This is a genomic window from Devosia sp. (genome assembly GCF_017744655.1).
Classification (GTDB): domain Bacteria; phylum Pseudomonadota; class Alphaproteobacteria; order Rhizobiales; family Devosiaceae; genus Devosia.
In genome coordinates, this window is sequence record NZ_JAGIAW010000007.1 from 81,961 (window position 1) to 98,599 (window position 16,639).

Here is a 16,639-nt window from a genome sequence, read left to right on the forward strand (position 1 = left end):
TGCGCTAGCCCTTCACCGAACCAAGCATGATGCCCTTGGTGAAATGGCGCGCGACAAAGGGGTAGATGAGCAGGACCGGAACCGTGGAAATCACGATGAGGCTGTATTTGAGCAAGTCGGCCAGTTGCTGGCGCTCCAACATGGCCGTGGCATCACCCAGATTGGACTGGGTGTTGAGGATCAGGATGTTCCTCAGGACGAGTTGCAGCGGATGGAGCGCATCGGTCCGCAGGTAGATCAGCGCGTCGAAATACGAATTCCACTGCCAGATCGCGTACATAAGCGCGATCACGGCAATCATCGGCTTGGCGAGTGGAATGGCCACCAACAGAAGAAAGCGGATGTCGCCGGCGCCGTCGACGCGTGCGGCCTCATAAAGTTCCTTCGGAATCGCATCGCGGAAATAGGCCCGCGCCAGGATCACCTGCCAGACCCCAATGGCATTGGGGATGATCATCGCCCACGGGGTATTCAGCATGCCCATCGAGCGGACCACCATATAGGTGGGGATGAGCCCGCCGGAGAACAGCATGGTGAAGACGATCAGCTTGGTGATGAGGCTGCCGCCGAAAAAGTCGACGCGGGAGAGTGGAAAGGCCACGGCAATGGTGAGGACCACGCTGATCAGCGTTCCCGCGACCGTATAAAAGATCGAGTTGAGAAAGCCACTGACGATCTTGGGGTCGCGCAGGGCGACTTCATAACCCCTCAGCGAAAAATCGACGGGCCACAGCCCTACCCGGCCCGCGGATACCGCCTGCGGACTGCTGAAGGAACTGGCGACGATATAGATCAGCGGCAGGAGCACGATTGCGAGAAACGTCGCGAGTAGAATGTAGACCGCCGCCACGAACAGCCGGTCCACGAGCTGGACGTTGAGCGAGCGCTTCTTGAGACGCGCTCGGGCGATCTCGCTCGTCTCGTCTGGATTGAAAGCTACCACAGGCTCCTCCCCGTCACACGTTTGGCCACGGCGTTCACCCCGACGAGCAGGACCAGGTTGATCATGGCGTTGAAGAGATTGATTGCCGTGGCGAGGCTGAAATTGGCGTTCAGCAGACCCGTCTTGTAGACGTAGGTGGAGATGATCTCGGACTGGCTGAGATTGAGCGGGTTCTGCAGGAGGAAGGCTTTTTCGAAGCCCACCTGCATGATGTTGCCTACGCCCAGAATCAGGATGATGATCGCCGTTGGCATCAGCCCCGGGATATCGACGTGGATGATCTTCTGGATGCGGCTCGCCCCATCGACCTTGGCAGCCTCGTAGAGCGAGGGGTCGATGCTGGCGAGTGCTGCCATGTAGATCACGGCCGAATAGCCCGTCGTCTGCCAGATATCGGACCAGACATAGACGTGGCGGAAATAGTCGGCGCGTCCCAGGAAATCGACGGCCGGCACGCCGAAAAGGCCGAACACGTCACCCACAAGACCAATACGCGGCGACAGGATCAGGATCGTCATCGACACGATGACGACTGTGGAAATGAAGTAGGGCGCGTAGGTGACGAGCTGCACTGTCTGTTTGAAGGCGCGCAGCCGCACCTCGTTGAGCGCCAGCGCCAGGATGATCGGGATGGGAAAGCTCGCGAGCACGTAATAAGCCGAGAGCGTGAAGGTGTTCCGGATCAACTGCCAGAACACCAGATTGCCGAAGAAGCTGCTGAAGTGCTTCCACCCCGCCCAGGGACTGCCCCAGACGCCGGCAACCACATTGTAGTCCTTGAAGGCGATGATCGCGTTGACCATCGGCAGATACTTGAAGATGGCGAAATAGACGAGCGGCGGCAGGATCAGCAGATAAAGCTGCCAGTGGCGCTGCCAGCTGCGCCGCGCTCTATAGCGCCAGCCCCGGCGATCGATCTCGTCTCCATTTTCGCTAACTGCCATGGACCACGATCCTTGCAATTTCGGCCGGCGCTTCCGGAAAGCGCACGATCACGGCGCGCAGTTTCTTGCCCAGAACCAGGTATTTGACCGTTTCGATCGATGTGTTGCCTGCCGCGGCCAAACCGGGTTTGCCATGCATGTCTGACTCGGTTTCGACGAGGAACGGCACGCCGCCGTGGACGCCGAAAGTCACTTCGATGCTGTTGACGGCCCATTGCCCTTCAAGATCGAGACGTACCCAGGCGCCGGGATGGGTGTCGGCACTCATCCAGCCAAGGTCGGTGGAATAGTCGGTGATCAGGTGCGCCGGCCGTTCGATGTCGGAACTCGACGCGTAGACGGGCCGCTTTTCCGACAGCAGGCGAACGCCTACCGCGTGCGCAAGGCCCTTGGTGCTGGGCGGCGGGGTCTGGAGGCGGCGATGCTGGCCCGTCCACGGCACGTCACCCGTCGCCATCAGCCTCAACTCGGCCGCGGGCACTCCCTCGCTGGTCGCACGAACGACGATCGGCCCGGCATAGTAGGACCGGAACTCGATTGCGCCGATGCCGTCGACGAAGCCCTTGTTTTCCGGCGACAGTTCAAGCGCGGTACCGGTCGGAAATATGCCGCCGCCTTCGATGACCTCCAGGCGTACAGCCTGATCGACGGCCACGCGCTCGCCCGAAGCCCCCACCAGCTCCACTGTGAGAAACGCGTCGTCCGTTCCATCCGTGGCAATGAACTGCCGATCCGTCGTCAGGCGCAGAGCCGTGGGCGTTCCCGGCTGCGGCCAGACCGGCGACGGGATGCCCGCGAGATTTTCGCGGTACCAGTACCAGGACCGCAGCGGCACGCGGAAATAGTCGATAAAGCCCATGCGCCCCATCTCCGGCATGATGCTGCCGTGATGAAAGCCGCACCAAAGGACGATGCCGGCCCGCCATGGATAGGGTTTTTCGACTTCGTCGGTATAGTGCGGCGCAAACTTGCCGGGGCGATCCTGAAAGCTGACGCCATATTCGGAGACGAGGTTCGGGCGGCCGGGATTGTGGAAGAGGGTCGCGCCGTCGCCATTGTAGCCGACGAGGTCGCCGAGCTGGTCAAAATCCCGCCGCTGCGCGCCGCCAACCGAGGCCGGGCGGGTAGGATCGAGGCGATGCGTCAGGTCGATCAGATCCTGCGTGAAAGCCTTGGCCTTCGGAACGACGCTCTCAGCGGTGAAGAACACCTCATTGCCCATGCTCCATGTGATGATGGAGGGATGGTTGCGGTGAGTGCGGATCATCTCCTCAAGCGCCTGCCGGCAACTGGCCTCGAAGCCGGCTTGGTCTTCCTCGTGGATGGGATAGGCGCTGGCCGTCCAGAACCCTTCGGACGGCTCGCCGCCCGTGCCCCAGAAGCAGAGTTCTGACCAGAACAGCATGCCCTGCCGGTCGCACTCGTCGGCAAACACTGGATGGTGCGGGTAATGCGAGCCGCGGATTAGGTTCATCCCGACGTCGCGGATCATCGCCACATCGCGCGCGATGCCGGCGTGCGTCGCCGCGTCCGACCAGCCGGCGCGATCCTGGTGCACATTGGCACCATGGATCAACAGATGGCGACCGTTGAGGAAGAAACCTTCGTTCGCATCGAAGCGGATCGCGCGAATGCCGAACGAGGTGGATGCGCGATCGACGACGCCGTTACGCTCGAGCGCCTGGTCGAGACGATAGAGATAGGGATGCTCGACGTCCCAGAGATGAGCGTCGGCAACGGTCATGATTTGGCTGACAGTCACCGACGCCCCAGGAGGAAGGTCGACGTCTATCGTGTCGTGCGACACCTCGGCCCCGTCGAAGAAGGCCGCACTGGCGAGGTGACCGCGAAAGGCTTCCTGCGAATGGTTGACGAGCTCGGTCTCGATATCGAGCCTAGCCGAGCCATCCTCGTTCGGCGTCGAGCGAACGAAGGTGCCGTACCAGGCAAACCGCGTCTTGGCACCGACGATCAGGCTGACATCGCGATAGATGCCGCCGTTGAACGTATGCTCGCCGGCGCGTGGCGCGAGCTGGGCATCCCATTCGTTGCTGACGAGAACGACAATACGGTTTGTGCCCACCTGTACGGCGGCAGAGATATCGATCAGGAAAGGGGTATAGCCGCCGCGGTGCCGGCCAACTTCCCGGCCATTGACGTAAATCGTGGCATCCTGAAAGACACCCATGAATTCGAGGCCATGGAAGAGCCCGATGGCGTCCTGCGGGATTTCGATATCACGCGCATAGGTGCCTTTGCCGACATAAAACTGCGTGTCCATGAAATAGGGGATGCCGAAGGAGTGCGGCAGGCCGACGTCATACCAGCGCTCGTCATCGCGGTCGTCCACCTCGCGCAAATCGCCGTACCCAAATACCCAGCCGGTATTCACCAATGACTTCTGGAGTGGCGCCTCGGCCATTTCTCCTCCACTACGCAATTTCCGTGAATGTTCACGGTCTTGTTTTTGTTGTTTCCCCGCTTGAAGGCGATTCAAAGACGACGGAGTCGATGCAATAACTTTTCGTGAATGTTCACGATAGATGCCTTGAGCGGCATCTGTCAAGGTTCAGGCTGATTCACGCCAAACCAGTTTTGGTTCGATCCGCCGGTGGATCGATGGCAGTTCCCGGAACTGATGCTTTGAGAGCTCCTCCACGATGTCGAGTGCCTGGATCGATATGGCGACACGATCAGTCGCCAGGCTGCTCAACTTCGGTGATATGGCTTCACCAAGTGACAGGCCGTCGACACCCAGAATCTTCAGCCGGCCGGGAACATCGATTCCGAGGGCGTGAGCGCCTTGCACCGCCCCTATCGCCATGACGTCGTTGAAGGCCAGCACAGCGTCCGTTTCCGGATGGTCTGCCAGCAGGGCCCTGAGCGTATCGGCACCGCCCGCGAAAGTCTCCATTCCCCAGACAACCGCCTGACGTGAAACAGGCCGCACAAACTCTTCGAAATAACCCCGGCGCTCAGAGGGGACATAGCCCCTATTGGCGCGAAGGCTATAGTCGGAGTCGATCATGCCGATATGCCTGGCACCTCGCTCGTAGAGGGCTTCAACGGCCATCTTGATCCCGCTTCGCCAATCGAGTTCGAGCGAGTGAATTCCGGCGGTTCGACTTCCCCGCTCCAGCAACACCACAGGAAGTCCGCGTGCCGCCAGCTTCAATCGCGGCAGTTCGAGACCGCTGTGTCCGACGATGACATCGACTTGATCGGAAAGAAGTTCGAGCGCCTCTTCCTCATCCATGCCTTCCGTCGCCGTGATGACAACTTGCCAGCCCCGGCGCTTCGCTTCCTGTAGGATGTCGGCGGCAAGATCGGTGTAATAAGGATTGCGAAACGACGCGACGACATAGCCTATGGCGATCGTCTTGGTGCGCGCCGCAAAATTGCGAGCAAACCGACTGGGCCTGTATCCAAGCCGTGCCGACACTTCCAGAACCTTCTTTTTGGTCTCCTGGCTGATATCGGCCTTGTCGTTCAACGCACGCGTAACGGCGCCCCGCGACACGCCTGCCACGGCAGCAACGTCATTGATGGTAATCTTTCGGGCCATGAAGGCTTTATCCCAGAGCGTAGAGGCGCTTTCCTTCAGGCGTGAAATAGAGCGCCTTGGATGTATCGAGGGGGAATTCACGCGAGCTTCCCGACTGCATATCATCCGCACCACGGTCTTCGATAGTCAGGGGGCTTTCTCCAGGCAAAGCGGCATAAACGTAACGTGTGCCGCCCAGATATTCGACGATGTCAACGCTGAGCGGCAGCGAGACCGAAGCCGGCCCGGGCACAAAGTGCTCCGGCCGCACCCCCACCAAGATTTCGGCAGAACCGTCGATGTCCAATTCTGCGTGCCAGGACACGCCGTTTACCAGCGTCACGAAGCTGTCGACATAGGTTCCGCTGAGGAAATTCATGCGCGGCGAACCAATGAACCCGGCAACGAACAAAGATGCGGGATTGGTATAAAGTTCGACGGGCGTACCCACCTGCTCGATCCGCCCGGCCCGCAGCACCACGATCTTGTCTGCTAGCGTCATCGCTTCGGTCTGATCATGGGTGACATAGATCATCGTCGTACCCAAGGTCTTGTGGAGCTTGGCGATCTCGACGCGCATCGACACACGCAGTTCTGCGTCAAGGTTCGACAGCGGTTCGTCGAAAAGGAAGACGTCCGGATTACGCACGATGGAACGGCCAATGGCGACGCGCTGCCGCTGCCCACCCGACAACTGCGCCGGCTTGCGCTCGAGCAATTCCCCAAGCTGAAGAATTTCCGCGGCCTCTGACACGCGCTGTTCTACCGTCTTTTTCGCCGCGCCCTGCATGCGAAGCGGAAAGCCGATGTTTTGCCGAACAGTCATATGGGGATAGAGGGCATAGTTCTGGAACACCATGGCGATCCCTCGGGCGACCGGATCGGCATCTGTCACATCCGTTCCGCCGATCCTGACGACCCCGCCACTGACATCCTCCAGCCCCGCGACCATGCGAAGCAGCGTCGACTTCCCGCAACCCGAAGGCCCCACGAATACGGTGAACGACCCGTCGTCGATCTTTAGATCCAGGCCATGAATTACATGGAAGCCGCCGAAAGCCTTGGTAACACCGCTCAGTTCAACACCCGCCACCGCATCCTCCCATGGCCGTGAACGTTCACGATAGGGCTCGAAAGTGACGCAGTCAATCGGATGATGTCACCTCGCGCTTTAGGGCTGCGCATGGAGAAGGCGGCACGGGCTGCACAAGCGGTCCACTGCCGGTGCCGTAGGAGATCACATAGGAAAACCAGCAACGGCATGGAGGGAGATCGTTGCTCTCCACGAAGCGGCAGCTTAGCAGTCACGCGGCAGACCAGCGGTCCGGGCTGAGCCAAAAAACATCGCCCAGACCATGGTCGATCACCGCCTCAGAGCGGCTCTAGAAAATCGTGAACAGCGTCAGCGTCTGACCTCAGATGCATCGGAATTGCCCGATGGCCAGCATGTATGCGGACGCTCCGGTCATTGTTGCTGCGGGCGCGCATCCAGGTCACGCGCCCATCCTCCCAGGCGAAGTCGAGTTCGACCCCGCCGCGGGCGCGGACGCCGCGTATCGCTCCTCGCGTCCAGCCTCGCGGCAGGGCGGGCAACAGCCAGATCTCGTCTTCGTTCGACTGCACCAGCATTTCGAGAATCCCGGCCGCGCCGCCGAAATTGCCGTCGATCTGGAAGGGCGGATGAGCATCGAAGAGATTGTTGTAGCTGCGTGCCGGGCTCAGCAGGAGATTGAGTACGGCCTTGGCGTGTTCACCCTCGCGCAGGCGCGCCCAGAGATTGATGCGCCAACCGATGCCCCAGCCGGTCGCTTCGTCGCCGCGGATTTCGAGCGAACGGCGTACGGCGGCGGCGAGGTCGGGCGTGTTATCCACCGTGATCTGATCGCTGGGATAGAGCCCATAAAGATGCGAGACGTGGCGGTGGTGGATTTCGGGGACCTCCATGTCCCAATCCTCCATCCACTCCTGCAATTGCCCTGCTTTGCCGATGCGATGTTCCGGAAGTCGTGCCCGCGCCTCCAGAGCCTCGGCCGCGATATCGGCGTCTTGCCCTAACTGCTCCGCGGCCTGAGCGAACGCAGCAAGCAGATCGCGCAGAATTTGGTTGTCCATGGTCGGCCCAGCACAGAGCGAGGCGCCATGCGGATGGCGGTTTTCCGGGGAGATGGAAGGGTTGGTGACGAGATAGTTGGAACCCGGCATGGGCACCAGAGTGTCGAGGGCGAAGAGGGTCGCGCCCTTGAGCGGACCGTAGAGCCTGCGGACAAGATCGATCGGCCGCCCGGCAAAGCGCGCATGGTCCCAGAGCTGCGCCATCAGCCAGGCGCCGCCCGTCGGCCATACGCCCCAGTAGGCGCCGTCGACGGGGCCGGTGGCGCGCCAGATGTCAGTATTGTGGTGCATCACCCAGCCGCGGGCGCCATAGTGGGCCCGCGCCATTTCGGCGCCGGTGACGGCCAGTTCCTCGGCCATCTGCAGCACCGGCTCCACCATGTCTGGCAAGTTGGCCGGATCAGGCAGCCAGTAGTTCATCTGCAGATTGATATTGGCGGTATACTTGCTGCCCCAGGGCGGCCGCGTGTCCTTGTTCCAGATGCCCTGCAGGGTGGACGGCTGCGTGCCCGGCCGGCTCGAAGAGATCATCAGGTAGCGCGCATATTGCACGTAGAGCGCAGCAAGGCCGGGGTCGTCGCCATTGGCAAAATTGGCGATGCGCTGATCGGTCGGCAGATCGCTGCGCCCCTCACCGAGGTCGATATCGAGGCGATCGAATTGGGCGCGATGTGCTGCGATGTGGCGAGCGAGCAGCGCGTCGAAATCGAGCGCATCATACCGTTTGCGTCCGGCCGTAAGGCGCGCTTCCGGGTTACCGGAAACATCGTCAAACCGCACGAAGCTGGTGGCGATATCGACGAGGATGAGCGCCTTGGTGGCGTCGCGCACGACGAGGCGACGGCCACGCCGCTCGATACTGCCGCCTTCGATCCGCAGATGCGCGTCGATGCCAAAAGTCAGTCGGCCCTCAATGCCGTGCTTGCCAAAGTTTTGGCCGCGATAGCTGAGGCTTTCCGGCTTGTCACCGACGAGATCGCCCGGCTGCGGGCTGTCGAGCCAGAGTTCGAAATCGAGTTTCCCTGGAAGTGAACATTCGAGCTGTAACACCAGCACATCGTCGGAGGCTGACGAAAACGCGGTGCGGGTAAACACCGGCGCATCCGGGTCGAGTCCGGAGCCAAGCAGGGTATATTGCGTCGTCGCGACCGCCGTCGTCAGATCGAGCTTTCGCTCATAACCCCCCGGCACGGCTTCATGGCGAAAATCGACGAAGAGATTGCCCGCCGGCTGATAGCTCATCTGCAGATAGGGCTTTGCCAGCAGATGCGCCTGCGCGATGTCATGCGCCTCGCGATAGCGTTCGGCGAAGATGAGCTCGCGCACCTTGGCGAGATTGGGCAGCGCTTCGGGATTGGTCGGCTGATAGGGGCCGCCGGACCACAGTGTTGACTCGTTGAGCTGCAATTCCTCGCGGCCGACGCCGCCATGCACCATGGCGCCAAGGCGGCCATTGCCCAAGGGGAGAGCGTCCGTCCACTCGGTGGCCGGTTGGCGATACCAGAGAATGTTTGTCATCAGATGTTCCGCAGCCGCGTGCCAGAAATTGAAAAAAGCATGGCCCGCTCGGGCCTTATGCCGAAGGAAATGGTGTCGCCGGCCTTGAGCCCCAGACGCTCCCGCGCCTCGATGACGATGCTTTCGCCGGACGAAACCGTGCCATAGACGAAGCGCGTGCCGCCGAGATTTTCGACGACATCGACGGCAACCGCGATATCGGCTGCGCCTTGCCCGGCCTCGACAAAATGCTCGGGGCGAACGCCGACCAGCACCTTGTCTTCCGTGCCGCCCGCCGGCAGCGCCCCGCCGGTTTCGAGTTTCACCTGCCCGCCGCCCAGCGTGCCACGCAGAAAATTCATGCGCGGCGAGCCGATAAAACCGGCGACGAAGAGATTGTCGGGGTTGTCGTAGAGTTCTTCGGGCGTGCCCGCCTGTTCGATCCTGCCGGCCCGCATGACGACGATCTTGTCGGCAAGGGTCATCGCTTCAGTCTGGTCGTGGGTCACATAGATCATGGTCGAGCCAAGCTGATTGTGCAGCTTGGCGATTTCGACGCGCATGGAGACGCGCAGTTCGGCATCGAGATTGCTGAGCGGCTCATCGAACAAAAAGACTTCGGGATCGCGAACAATGGCGCGGCCGATGGCGACACGCTGGCGCTGGCCGCCCGAAAGCTGCCCCGGCTTACGCTTCAGCAGCGGCTCGATCTGCAGCGTCTTTGCCGCTGTCGCAACGCGCGCCGCGATCTCGTCCTTGGTCAGCCCCGCCATGCGGAGGGAGAAGCCGATATTCTGCTCCACCGTCATATGCGGATAGAGCGCATAATTCTGAAACACCATGGCGACGCCGCGCTCGATCGGGTCGGCCTGGTTCATGGTCTTGCCGTCGATCTCAAGCGTGCCCTTGGTGATGGGTTCGAGGCCGGCGATCATGCGCAACAGGGTGGACTTGCCACATCCGGAGGGGCCGACGAAAACGGTGAAGGAGCCATCCTCGATTTTGAGGTTAAGGCCTTCGATGACCTCCAGGCTCCCGTAGGATTTGCTGACTTCACTCAGCGCAACATTCGCCATTCTCACCTCCTCCAGGCGGGCCCTCTACCGTCTGAGGCGACGGGTCGAGCCTCTCAAGGTTATTTCCGCATCGATGCGCATGGTTCTTTTGCCGAGCGAGCCATTGGGGCCCAGCCGCTCGGTCAGGGTCGACACGATGGCCTCGGCGATTTTGTCGACCGGCTGGCCGACGGCGGTAATGCCCGGCCGATGCACCGAAAAGGCCGGCACATCGTCAAAGCTCACCAGTGAAATGTCTTCGGGGATCGACACATCGTGCTCGCGCAGCCAGCGCAGCGCCCCGATGCTCATATTGTAATTGGCGCCGAACACGGCCGTCGGCGGATTGGGCAGCGCCATCAGCTCGCCCATGCAGGTATAGCCGTGATTGTCGTTCCAGCGGCCATCGACCACGAGTTCGGGATATTCCTGCACGCCATGGGCTTTTAGCGCATCGCGATAGCCTTCGAGGCGATCGCGCGCCACCGAGTCCCTGAGATTGCCATGGATGATGGCGACACGCTCATGGCCGAGATCGAGCACATGGTCGACCAGCCGATTGCTGGCGCGACGGTTCTCGACAAAGACGCGATCGGCCGGCAGGTCCGGCAGGTCATTGTCATAGAGCACCACGAGCATGCCCTCGGCGATGTAAGGCTTCAACCGCTGGCGCAGATCCTCATTGCCATCCATCACCACGGCATCGACGCGATGCCCGGCGAAGAATTCCAGCCCCTCCATGAACGAGGTCGGCTCGGTATCGTGGCAATAGCAGAGCACCGCCCGGCCGGTCTGGCGCATGTGACGGGTCAGCCTGTCGAGTAGCGCGGCATGAAACTCGCCCACCGCCGGCACCAAGAGGCCAACGATATGCGTCGTATTGGTCTTCATCGAAGCCGCGGCGCTGTTGCGTCGGTAGCCCAGCTCGTCAATCACCTGAGCGATGCGCTCGCGATTGCCGCCGCGGATCGGCTGGCCGTTGATGTAGCGCGAGACGGTACCGACGGCGACTCCGGCTGCCCGTGCGACATCGATAATGGTGGCCGGGCGGGCCCTGGTGATCACTTGGTCGGTCATTCTTTTGTTCCTTGGTGAACGCGCCCGCGCGGCATGGGCCGGGCGCCTTCTGCTTGCATAGTCCGCAACGGGCCGGGTTGTCACGAAAGCCGGCCGATATGCGGCAATCTCAGGCATTCTGTTCGAACACCACGGCGGCATGGATACGCAGCGACGGCAGCGTCACGCCATATTGGCCGTCGCCGAAATCGGTGACTTCAAGGGGCGTGCCCGATACGGCCTCATAGGCTCGCTTCGGAGCGGCGGGCAGTCGCACCTTGGCGCTGACCGGGCCGATTGCCGGAATGTCCTCGATCATCTCCATCACGCGAACACCGTCGCGATTGGGCACGGCATTGCCGCGCACCTGCGGCGCCCCATAGAGCATGTGCAGCACATGCCGCCCGCGCGCATCCTGATGGGTCAGTGACGCGCGACCCGAGCTCGGGAGGTCCGTCGTCAACGCCGGATCAGGCAGCAGCCGGTCCAGCAGACCACGGATGATATAGCGATAGAGCGGCTGCCCCATGGCGCGGTAGATCGAGAAGATCGGATAGGCGACATAGGCGACGCCACCATTGATGGTGACACCAGCCCCGAGCGGAGCCGCGGCCACATCGTCCGGCGCATGCGCGTGAGACGAAAAATGCTTGTAGCTGCGGTTGAAATAGGGCGGCACCACCTCTGCCAAAACCTCGGCGCCTTCCGCCACGATCGCCTGCGCGCGTCCATAGACGACGAAGGGCGAGGTGGTCATCGAGCGATCGAGTTTTGAACTCGCCCGCAGGTAGGACGGATCGAAATCCACCGGCCCGACATTGCGGATGCCCGCGGGCACGGCAAATGAGCCATCGTCCTGCAGTGCCGAAATCCCGCTCAGCAACAGCTTGCCGCCGCCCCGCACATAGGCATTGAGGCGCTCGGTCAGCTCGTCCTCGACCGGCACTTCGTCAGGCAGAATGATGACCCGATATTTTGAGAAATCAGCCGAGGGATCGATGACATCAAACGGCCGCTGCAGTTCCTGCAACATCTGCGCCGCACCATCGTCGGCATTGTTGTTGCGATCGCCGGCATGGTGGAAATATTCGGCCGAGAGGATTGCTACCTCGGACACCTGCCGCGCGTCTTCGAGATAGGGCTCGAGCTTCTCGATGCGGGCATAGGCCGGCCCAATGGACGCATAGGTATCGGGGTTGATCGCCCCACTCGGATGTAGCTGGTCACCCACGAGGCACTTCGACCCCAGCGCCACCATCTGCGCGGCTTCGAACTCCAGCGCATCGGGATGCTTGAAGCCGCCGAATTCACCCCATGAGGTATGAAATTTGCCCGTATGCGCGACGAAATCGAGCCCAAGCGTTGCCGCATAGCGCGCGCTGGCCGGGAAGTGATTATAGCCCCAGCCGCCTGTGGGCAGGCTTTCGAGTTCGAGGTGGCTATAGGGCGCAAAGCGCTCCGGCCCCTGCTTATGGATATGGCCGCAATTGTAGAACACGCGGAGGCCTGGGAATTCAGCATTGAGCGCCGTGCTCATTTCCGTGCGGAAACGCTCATTGACCCATTCGTCCTTGGTCAGGCGATCGGCATGGATTTCGGGATCGAGGTCCATCGCATCCATGGTCTGCAGACATTCCTCGCAGACGCAATCCGGCGCGAGGACGATGTCGAAAAAGATCCCCGGCGTCGCATAGGTGCTGGCAACTTCGCGGGCCATTTCCAGCAGTTCGTCGCGATAGGCTTTGTGGTTGAGGCAGAGCGTATGCCAGCCGGCCTTCAATTGGCTCGGATCGAAGCGATTGTCCGTCGCGGAGCGCACGCGCCATTCCGGATGCAGCCGCGCATTGCGCTCGTCCCACTGCACGGTGATGTAGATCGGGCATTCGATGTCGGCAGCATTGAGCGCGTCCACCATTTCACCGAGGAGGTCAGGCCGCGACAGGTTCGGATGCGGCGCGCCGGCCTTGGTCGGATAATAGGCCCAGCCGTGATGGCACTTGGCAAAGACGGTGATGCTGTCGACATGCGCCTTCTTCAGCGTCCCGACAAAATCGGCGGCGTCAAAATCCTTCCCGATATCCGGGATGTGCTCGGACGTATGAAAATCCAAATGAATCTGGCGATAACGCATCGGCTTGTTGGTACGGGTTTTGGTCACTCTTTGGCCCCTGTGCGGGTCTGCGACCCGGCGGCAAATTGACGTTGGAAAATGACGAAGACGATGAGCGGGACGATGGTGGTGACGATGGCCGCCACGCTCCGCAGGTCCCAATTGCTCTCATAGGTGCCGGCCACCTTGGTCAGCAGCACCGGCAGCGGCTGCATGCTGCGGAGGTAAAGCATGGGCAGCAGCAGGGCATTCCAGGTCCAGAGGAACTGCAGCACGCCCACGGCAAAGATCGGGCTCGTGGCATTGGGCAGCACCACATGGCGCAGCGTCGAGATCGGGCCACAGCCATCGATCTTGGCGGCCTCGATGAGTTCCTTCGGAAAATCCTCAAGGAAATTCTTCACGAGGAAGATCGACCACGCAAAGCTCAGCCCGATATAGGGGATCAGCACCGCCGCGATATTGTCGATCAGCTTCAGGTCCCGCCACAGCGTGAACAGCGGAATGACCACCACCTGCTGCGGCAGCACGAAGGCGTTGATGATCAGGATCAGCAACAGCCGCCGGAACGGGAATTTCAGGAAATGGAAGGCGTAGGCCGCTACGGGAGCCAAGAGCATGGTGCCGAGAGTCGCCAGCGCCGCCAGCATGCCGGTAAACCAGAAAGCCTGCGCCAGCGGATATTCATCCCAGACCCTGATCCAAGCGCTAAAAGTGATGCTGAAGGTGTCGAGCCGCCACCAGCCGAGCGCCACTTCGCTCGGCGGGCGCAGCGAGGTCACGACAATCCCGAGCACCGGAATGATCCAGATGGTCGCGATCACGCCGACAAGGATGACGGTCCACCAGTGAATGCGGCCGATCATTTGGCACCTGCCGTACGCTGGATGATGGCGGGGATGGAGATGATCAGCACGGCAACGAGCAGCACCACGGTCGCGGCGGCGCCATAGCCCAGTTTGAACTGGGTCATGGACTCTCGATACATGAAGTAGCCCACGGTTTCCGTCGCGCGGACGGGTCCGCCACCCGTCATCACATAGATGATGTCGAAGGCGCGCAGAGCACCGAGGAGATTGATGAAGATTGCGACGCGTACGCCGGGCAGCGACAGCGGCATCATGATGTGCCGCATGATCGAGGTTGGCTTGGCGCCATCCATATAGGCGGCCTCAAGCACGGTTTTGGGAATGGATTGCACTGCCGCAAAGCACAGCATCAGCGGCAGGCCGACCCCGCTCCACGAGGCAACAAAGATTAGCGCCCAGAGCGCAGTATTAGGATCGCCGAGCCAGGAATGAGCATAGCCGGGCACAAAAATGCCGATAATGGCATTGAGCAGACCGGCCTTATCCGGCCGCAGGATGTTGAGCCACATATAGCCCGACACCGCTTCGGAAATGCCGAAGGTCACGAACATCATGCCGCGGAACGGGGTCGTGTGGACCGGCGCAAAGGCACAGAGCATCGCCAGCGCCCAACCGAGGCTCACGGAGATGGCCGTCGTGCCGAGCGTGAAAATCAGCGTCGTAAGCAGTGTCCCGCGAAAGGTCGGGTCATTGAAGAGCGTGATGTAGTTGCCGATGCCGACCCATTTGGCCGGCGCCAGGCCTTTTATGTCGAAGAACGAGAGGCGAATGGTGTCGATCAGCGGATAGACCACCGATATGCCGAAGAGGATGATGACGGGCGCAATGAGCAACCAGGCCGCCGGCGCCTCCTTGATGCGCCAGCCGCTGGTGGTGGGCAGCCGAAGCCGTCCACCACCAGCGCGGGAGGAAACTCCCGACTGGTCTGTCACCGCTTCTGCGACAGACCGCGTCATCAGTAGGCCGTCGCTGCCTTGGCCTCGATCGCGGCCAGAACTTCATCGACGGTGGCTTCAGTCGGGTTCTGCAGGAATTTCTGCAACTGCACGCGATATTCGTCGACAAGGTCACCCGGCAGCAGATCGCCAAGCACGAACTGCACCTTGGAGCTCGACACGGCGCCGGTTGCGATGGTCTGCACCGGGCCAAGCAGGGAAGCATCCATCGCGGTGCTCGGCGAGGCATAGCCATAGTTGGCCATGATGTTGGAGGCTTCCGGACCGACGATGAAGTCGAGGAAGGCATCCGCCGCCGCGGGATTGGCGCCATTGGTGGTGACGTTCAACTCCTTGGCGTCGACGCTGGATGTGTCGTCAAAACCCATGCCGAGGCTCGGGAACTGGAAGATCGAATAGTCGACGCCTTCCGTGAGCCCGAGATCGTTCTTCAGCGCCGAATTGGTCCACATGCCGAAAAGCAGGTAGCTCGAATCTTCGGATGTATAGAGCGTCGGATAGGGCTGCTCGATGGCGAGCATGGTTGCCGGTTCCGCGCAGCACCCGGCCTGCAGCATTTCGGCATATTTCATCAGCGCCGTTTTGACCTTGGGATCGGTCCACGGGATCTGATGCGCCGCCAACTGGGCCGCAGCCTCGACGCCGGCCGTACGCAGCAGCAGCGTTTCGAACCATTCGGTATGGGCCCAGTACTTTGCCGGGATCACGACCGGCGCGGGGTAGCCGGCGGCCTTGAGCTTGTCGAAGCTCGCAAGAAATTCGTCCCACGTGGCAGGCGGGGTAATGCCGGCCTTTTCGAGCTGAGCGGTCTTGTACCAGATCGCCGAGCGGTCGCCGTAGGTATAGGTGATGCCATAGGTCGTGCCGTCGATCGAACCGAGATCGCGCCAGGACTGGCTCAGCTTGTCGTCCCAGCCAAAGCTCGCCCACTGATCATCGATCGGCCGCAGGATGCCGGAATTGACGAGTTCGGCGCGGAAAGCGGGCCAGGTGTTGATGATGATATCAACGACCTCACCACCAAGAAGGGCGGTGCGGATGCCACCGCGCGGATCACCCTGAGTGCCGGCGGGCAGGAACTCGCGAATAGTGACGCCCGGATGCAGTTCCATGAACTTGGCTTCGACGTCTTTCCACATCTGGCCGTCGGTGCCGGTCTGCCACTGCAGGATAACGAGCTCGCCACTGAGATCCTGAGCGAGGACGGATGGGCTGACCCCGGCAAGAGCTGCGAGCATGACGCCGGCCATGACGGTACGGCGCCGCAAAGTGCGGTTGAACATGATTTTCTCCTCCCTTGACGCGGCTGTATCGCCGCTTCCGTCAAGTAAGTTGAAACGTTATCAACTACGACCAACTTTGCAATAGGAATTTGACATCGGGCTGCCAAAGGGACGCAACCGGCTTGGCGCGCGCGAATTCACAAGGTGCAAGAGTGTTTGTAGAAAACGCGGACTCACCGCGAGTTGCTGTCCATCATCGAAAGGCGATGGACGTGATGACCGCATCGACGGCACGTCACCAGTATCCGCGCGCTCGCTTCGCGGCCGCCG

12 protein-coding genes are annotated in these 16,639 nt (G+C 61.2%); all 12 read right to left on the reverse strand.

Annotated elements, in window-relative coordinates:
• Positions 1–4: 4 nt before the first annotated feature.
• Positions 5–943, reverse strand: a complete 939-nt coding sequence (locus J7557_RS14115) for a carbohydrate ABC transporter permease (RefSeq protein WP_291420696.1) — start codon at positions 941–943, stop codon at positions 5–7.
• Positions 937–1,887: a sugar ABC transporter permease gene (locus J7557_RS14120; RefSeq protein ID WP_291420697.1), complete on the reverse strand. Its 951-nt coding sequence runs from the start codon at positions 1,885–1,887 to the stop codon at positions 937–939. The genes J7557_RS14115 and J7557_RS14120 overlap by 7 nt, the downstream gene beginning before the upstream one ends.
• A complete protein-coding gene (locus J7557_RS14125) occupies positions 1,877–4,309 on the reverse strand; it encodes a glycoside hydrolase family 2 TIM barrel-domain containing protein (protein ID WP_291420698.1) in 2,433 nt (810 codons plus the stop codon). The genes J7557_RS14120 and J7557_RS14125 overlap by 11 nt, the downstream gene beginning before the upstream one ends.
• A gap of 147 nt (positions 4,310–4,456) precedes the next feature.
• A complete protein-coding gene (locus tag J7557_RS14130) occupies positions 4,457–5,452 on the reverse strand; it encodes a LacI family DNA-binding transcriptional regulator (RefSeq protein WP_291420699.1) in 996 nt (331 codons plus the stop codon).
• Between the two features lie 7 nt (positions 5,453–5,459).
• Positions 5,460–6,524, reverse strand: a complete 1,065-nt coding sequence (locus tag J7557_RS14135; RefSeq protein WP_291420700.1) for an ABC transporter ATP-binding protein — start codon at positions 6,522–6,524, stop codon at positions 5,460–5,462.
• 278 nt (positions 6,525–6,802) lie between these two features.
• Positions 6,803–9,061: a glycoside hydrolase family 95 protein gene (locus J7557_RS14140; protein ID WP_291420701.1), complete on the reverse strand. Its 2,259-nt coding sequence runs from the start codon at positions 9,059–9,061 to the stop codon at positions 6,803–6,805.
• Positions 9,061–10,116, reverse strand: coding sequence for an ABC transporter ATP-binding protein (locus J7557_RS14145; RefSeq protein WP_291420702.1), 1,056 nt, complete (start codon positions 10,114–10,116; stop codon positions 9,061–9,063). The genes J7557_RS14140 and J7557_RS14145 overlap by 1 nt, the downstream gene beginning before the upstream one ends.
• 24 nt (positions 10,117–10,140) lie before the next feature.
• A complete protein-coding gene (locus tag J7557_RS14150) occupies positions 10,141–11,172 on the reverse strand; it encodes a LacI family DNA-binding transcriptional regulator (RefSeq protein ID WP_291420703.1) in 1,032 nt (343 codons plus the stop codon).
• 109 nt (positions 11,173–11,281) lie between these two features.
• On the reverse strand, positions 11,282–13,309 hold the full coding sequence (locus J7557_RS14155) for an alpha-amylase family protein (RefSeq protein WP_291420704.1): 2,028 nt from the start codon (positions 13,307–13,309) through the stop codon (positions 11,282–11,284).
• Positions 13,306–14,127 (reverse strand): carbohydrate ABC transporter permease, encoded by an 822-nt coding sequence (locus J7557_RS14160; RefSeq protein ID WP_035085723.1) that lies wholly within the window; start codon positions 14,125–14,127, stop codon positions 13,306–13,308. Before J7557_RS14160 ends, J7557_RS14155 begins: the two co-directional genes overlap by 4 nt.
• Positions 14,124–15,086 (reverse strand): carbohydrate ABC transporter permease, encoded by a 963-nt coding sequence (locus tag J7557_RS14165; protein WP_291420705.1) that lies wholly within the window; start codon positions 15,084–15,086, stop codon positions 14,124–14,126. Before J7557_RS14165 ends, J7557_RS14160 begins: the two co-directional genes overlap by 4 nt.
• Positions 15,086–16,369: an ABC transporter substrate-binding protein gene (locus J7557_RS14170; RefSeq protein WP_291420706.1), complete on the reverse strand. Its 1,284-nt coding sequence runs from the start codon at positions 16,367–16,369 to the stop codon at positions 15,086–15,088. Before J7557_RS14170 ends, J7557_RS14165 begins: the two co-directional genes overlap by 1 nt.
• Positions 16,370–16,639 lie beyond the last annotated feature (270 nt).

Excerpts from the sequence above, each read along its gene's own strand:
- J7557_RS14120 (WP_291420697.1), bottom strand. The coding sequence starts at position 1,887 with ATGGCAGTTAGCGAAAATGGAGACGAGATCGATCGCCGGGGCTGGCGC.
- J7557_RS14125 (WP_291420698.1), bottom strand. The coding sequence starts at position 4,309 with ATGGCCGAGGCGCCACTCCAGAAGTCATTGGTGAATACCGGCTGGGTA.
- J7557_RS14130 (WP_291420699.1), bottom strand. The coding sequence starts at position 5,452 with ATGGCCCGAAAGATTACCATCAATGACGTTGCTGCCGTGGCAGGCGTG.
- J7557_RS14140 (WP_291420701.1), bottom strand. The coding sequence starts at position 9,061 with ATGACAAACATTCTCTGGTATCGCCAACCGGCCACCGAGTGGACGGAC.
- J7557_RS14145 (WP_291420702.1), bottom strand. The coding sequence starts at position 10,116 with ATGGCGAATGTTGCGCTGAGTGAAGTCAGCAAATCCTACGGGAGCCTG.
- J7557_RS14150 (WP_291420703.1), bottom strand. The coding sequence starts at position 11,172 with ATGACCGACCAAGTGATCACCAGGGCCCGCCCGGCCACCATTATCGAT.
- J7557_RS14160 (WP_035085723.1), bottom strand. The coding sequence starts at position 14,127 with ATGATCGGCCGCATTCACTGGTGGACCGTCATCCTTGTCGGCGTGATC.
- J7557_RS14165 (WP_291420705.1), bottom strand. The coding sequence starts at position 15,086 with ATGACGCGGTCTGTCGCAGAAGCGGTGACAGACCAGTCGGGAGTTTCC.
- J7557_RS14170 (WP_291420706.1), bottom strand. The coding sequence starts at position 16,369 with ATGTTCAACCGCACTTTGCGGCGCCGTACCGTCATGGCCGGCGTCATG.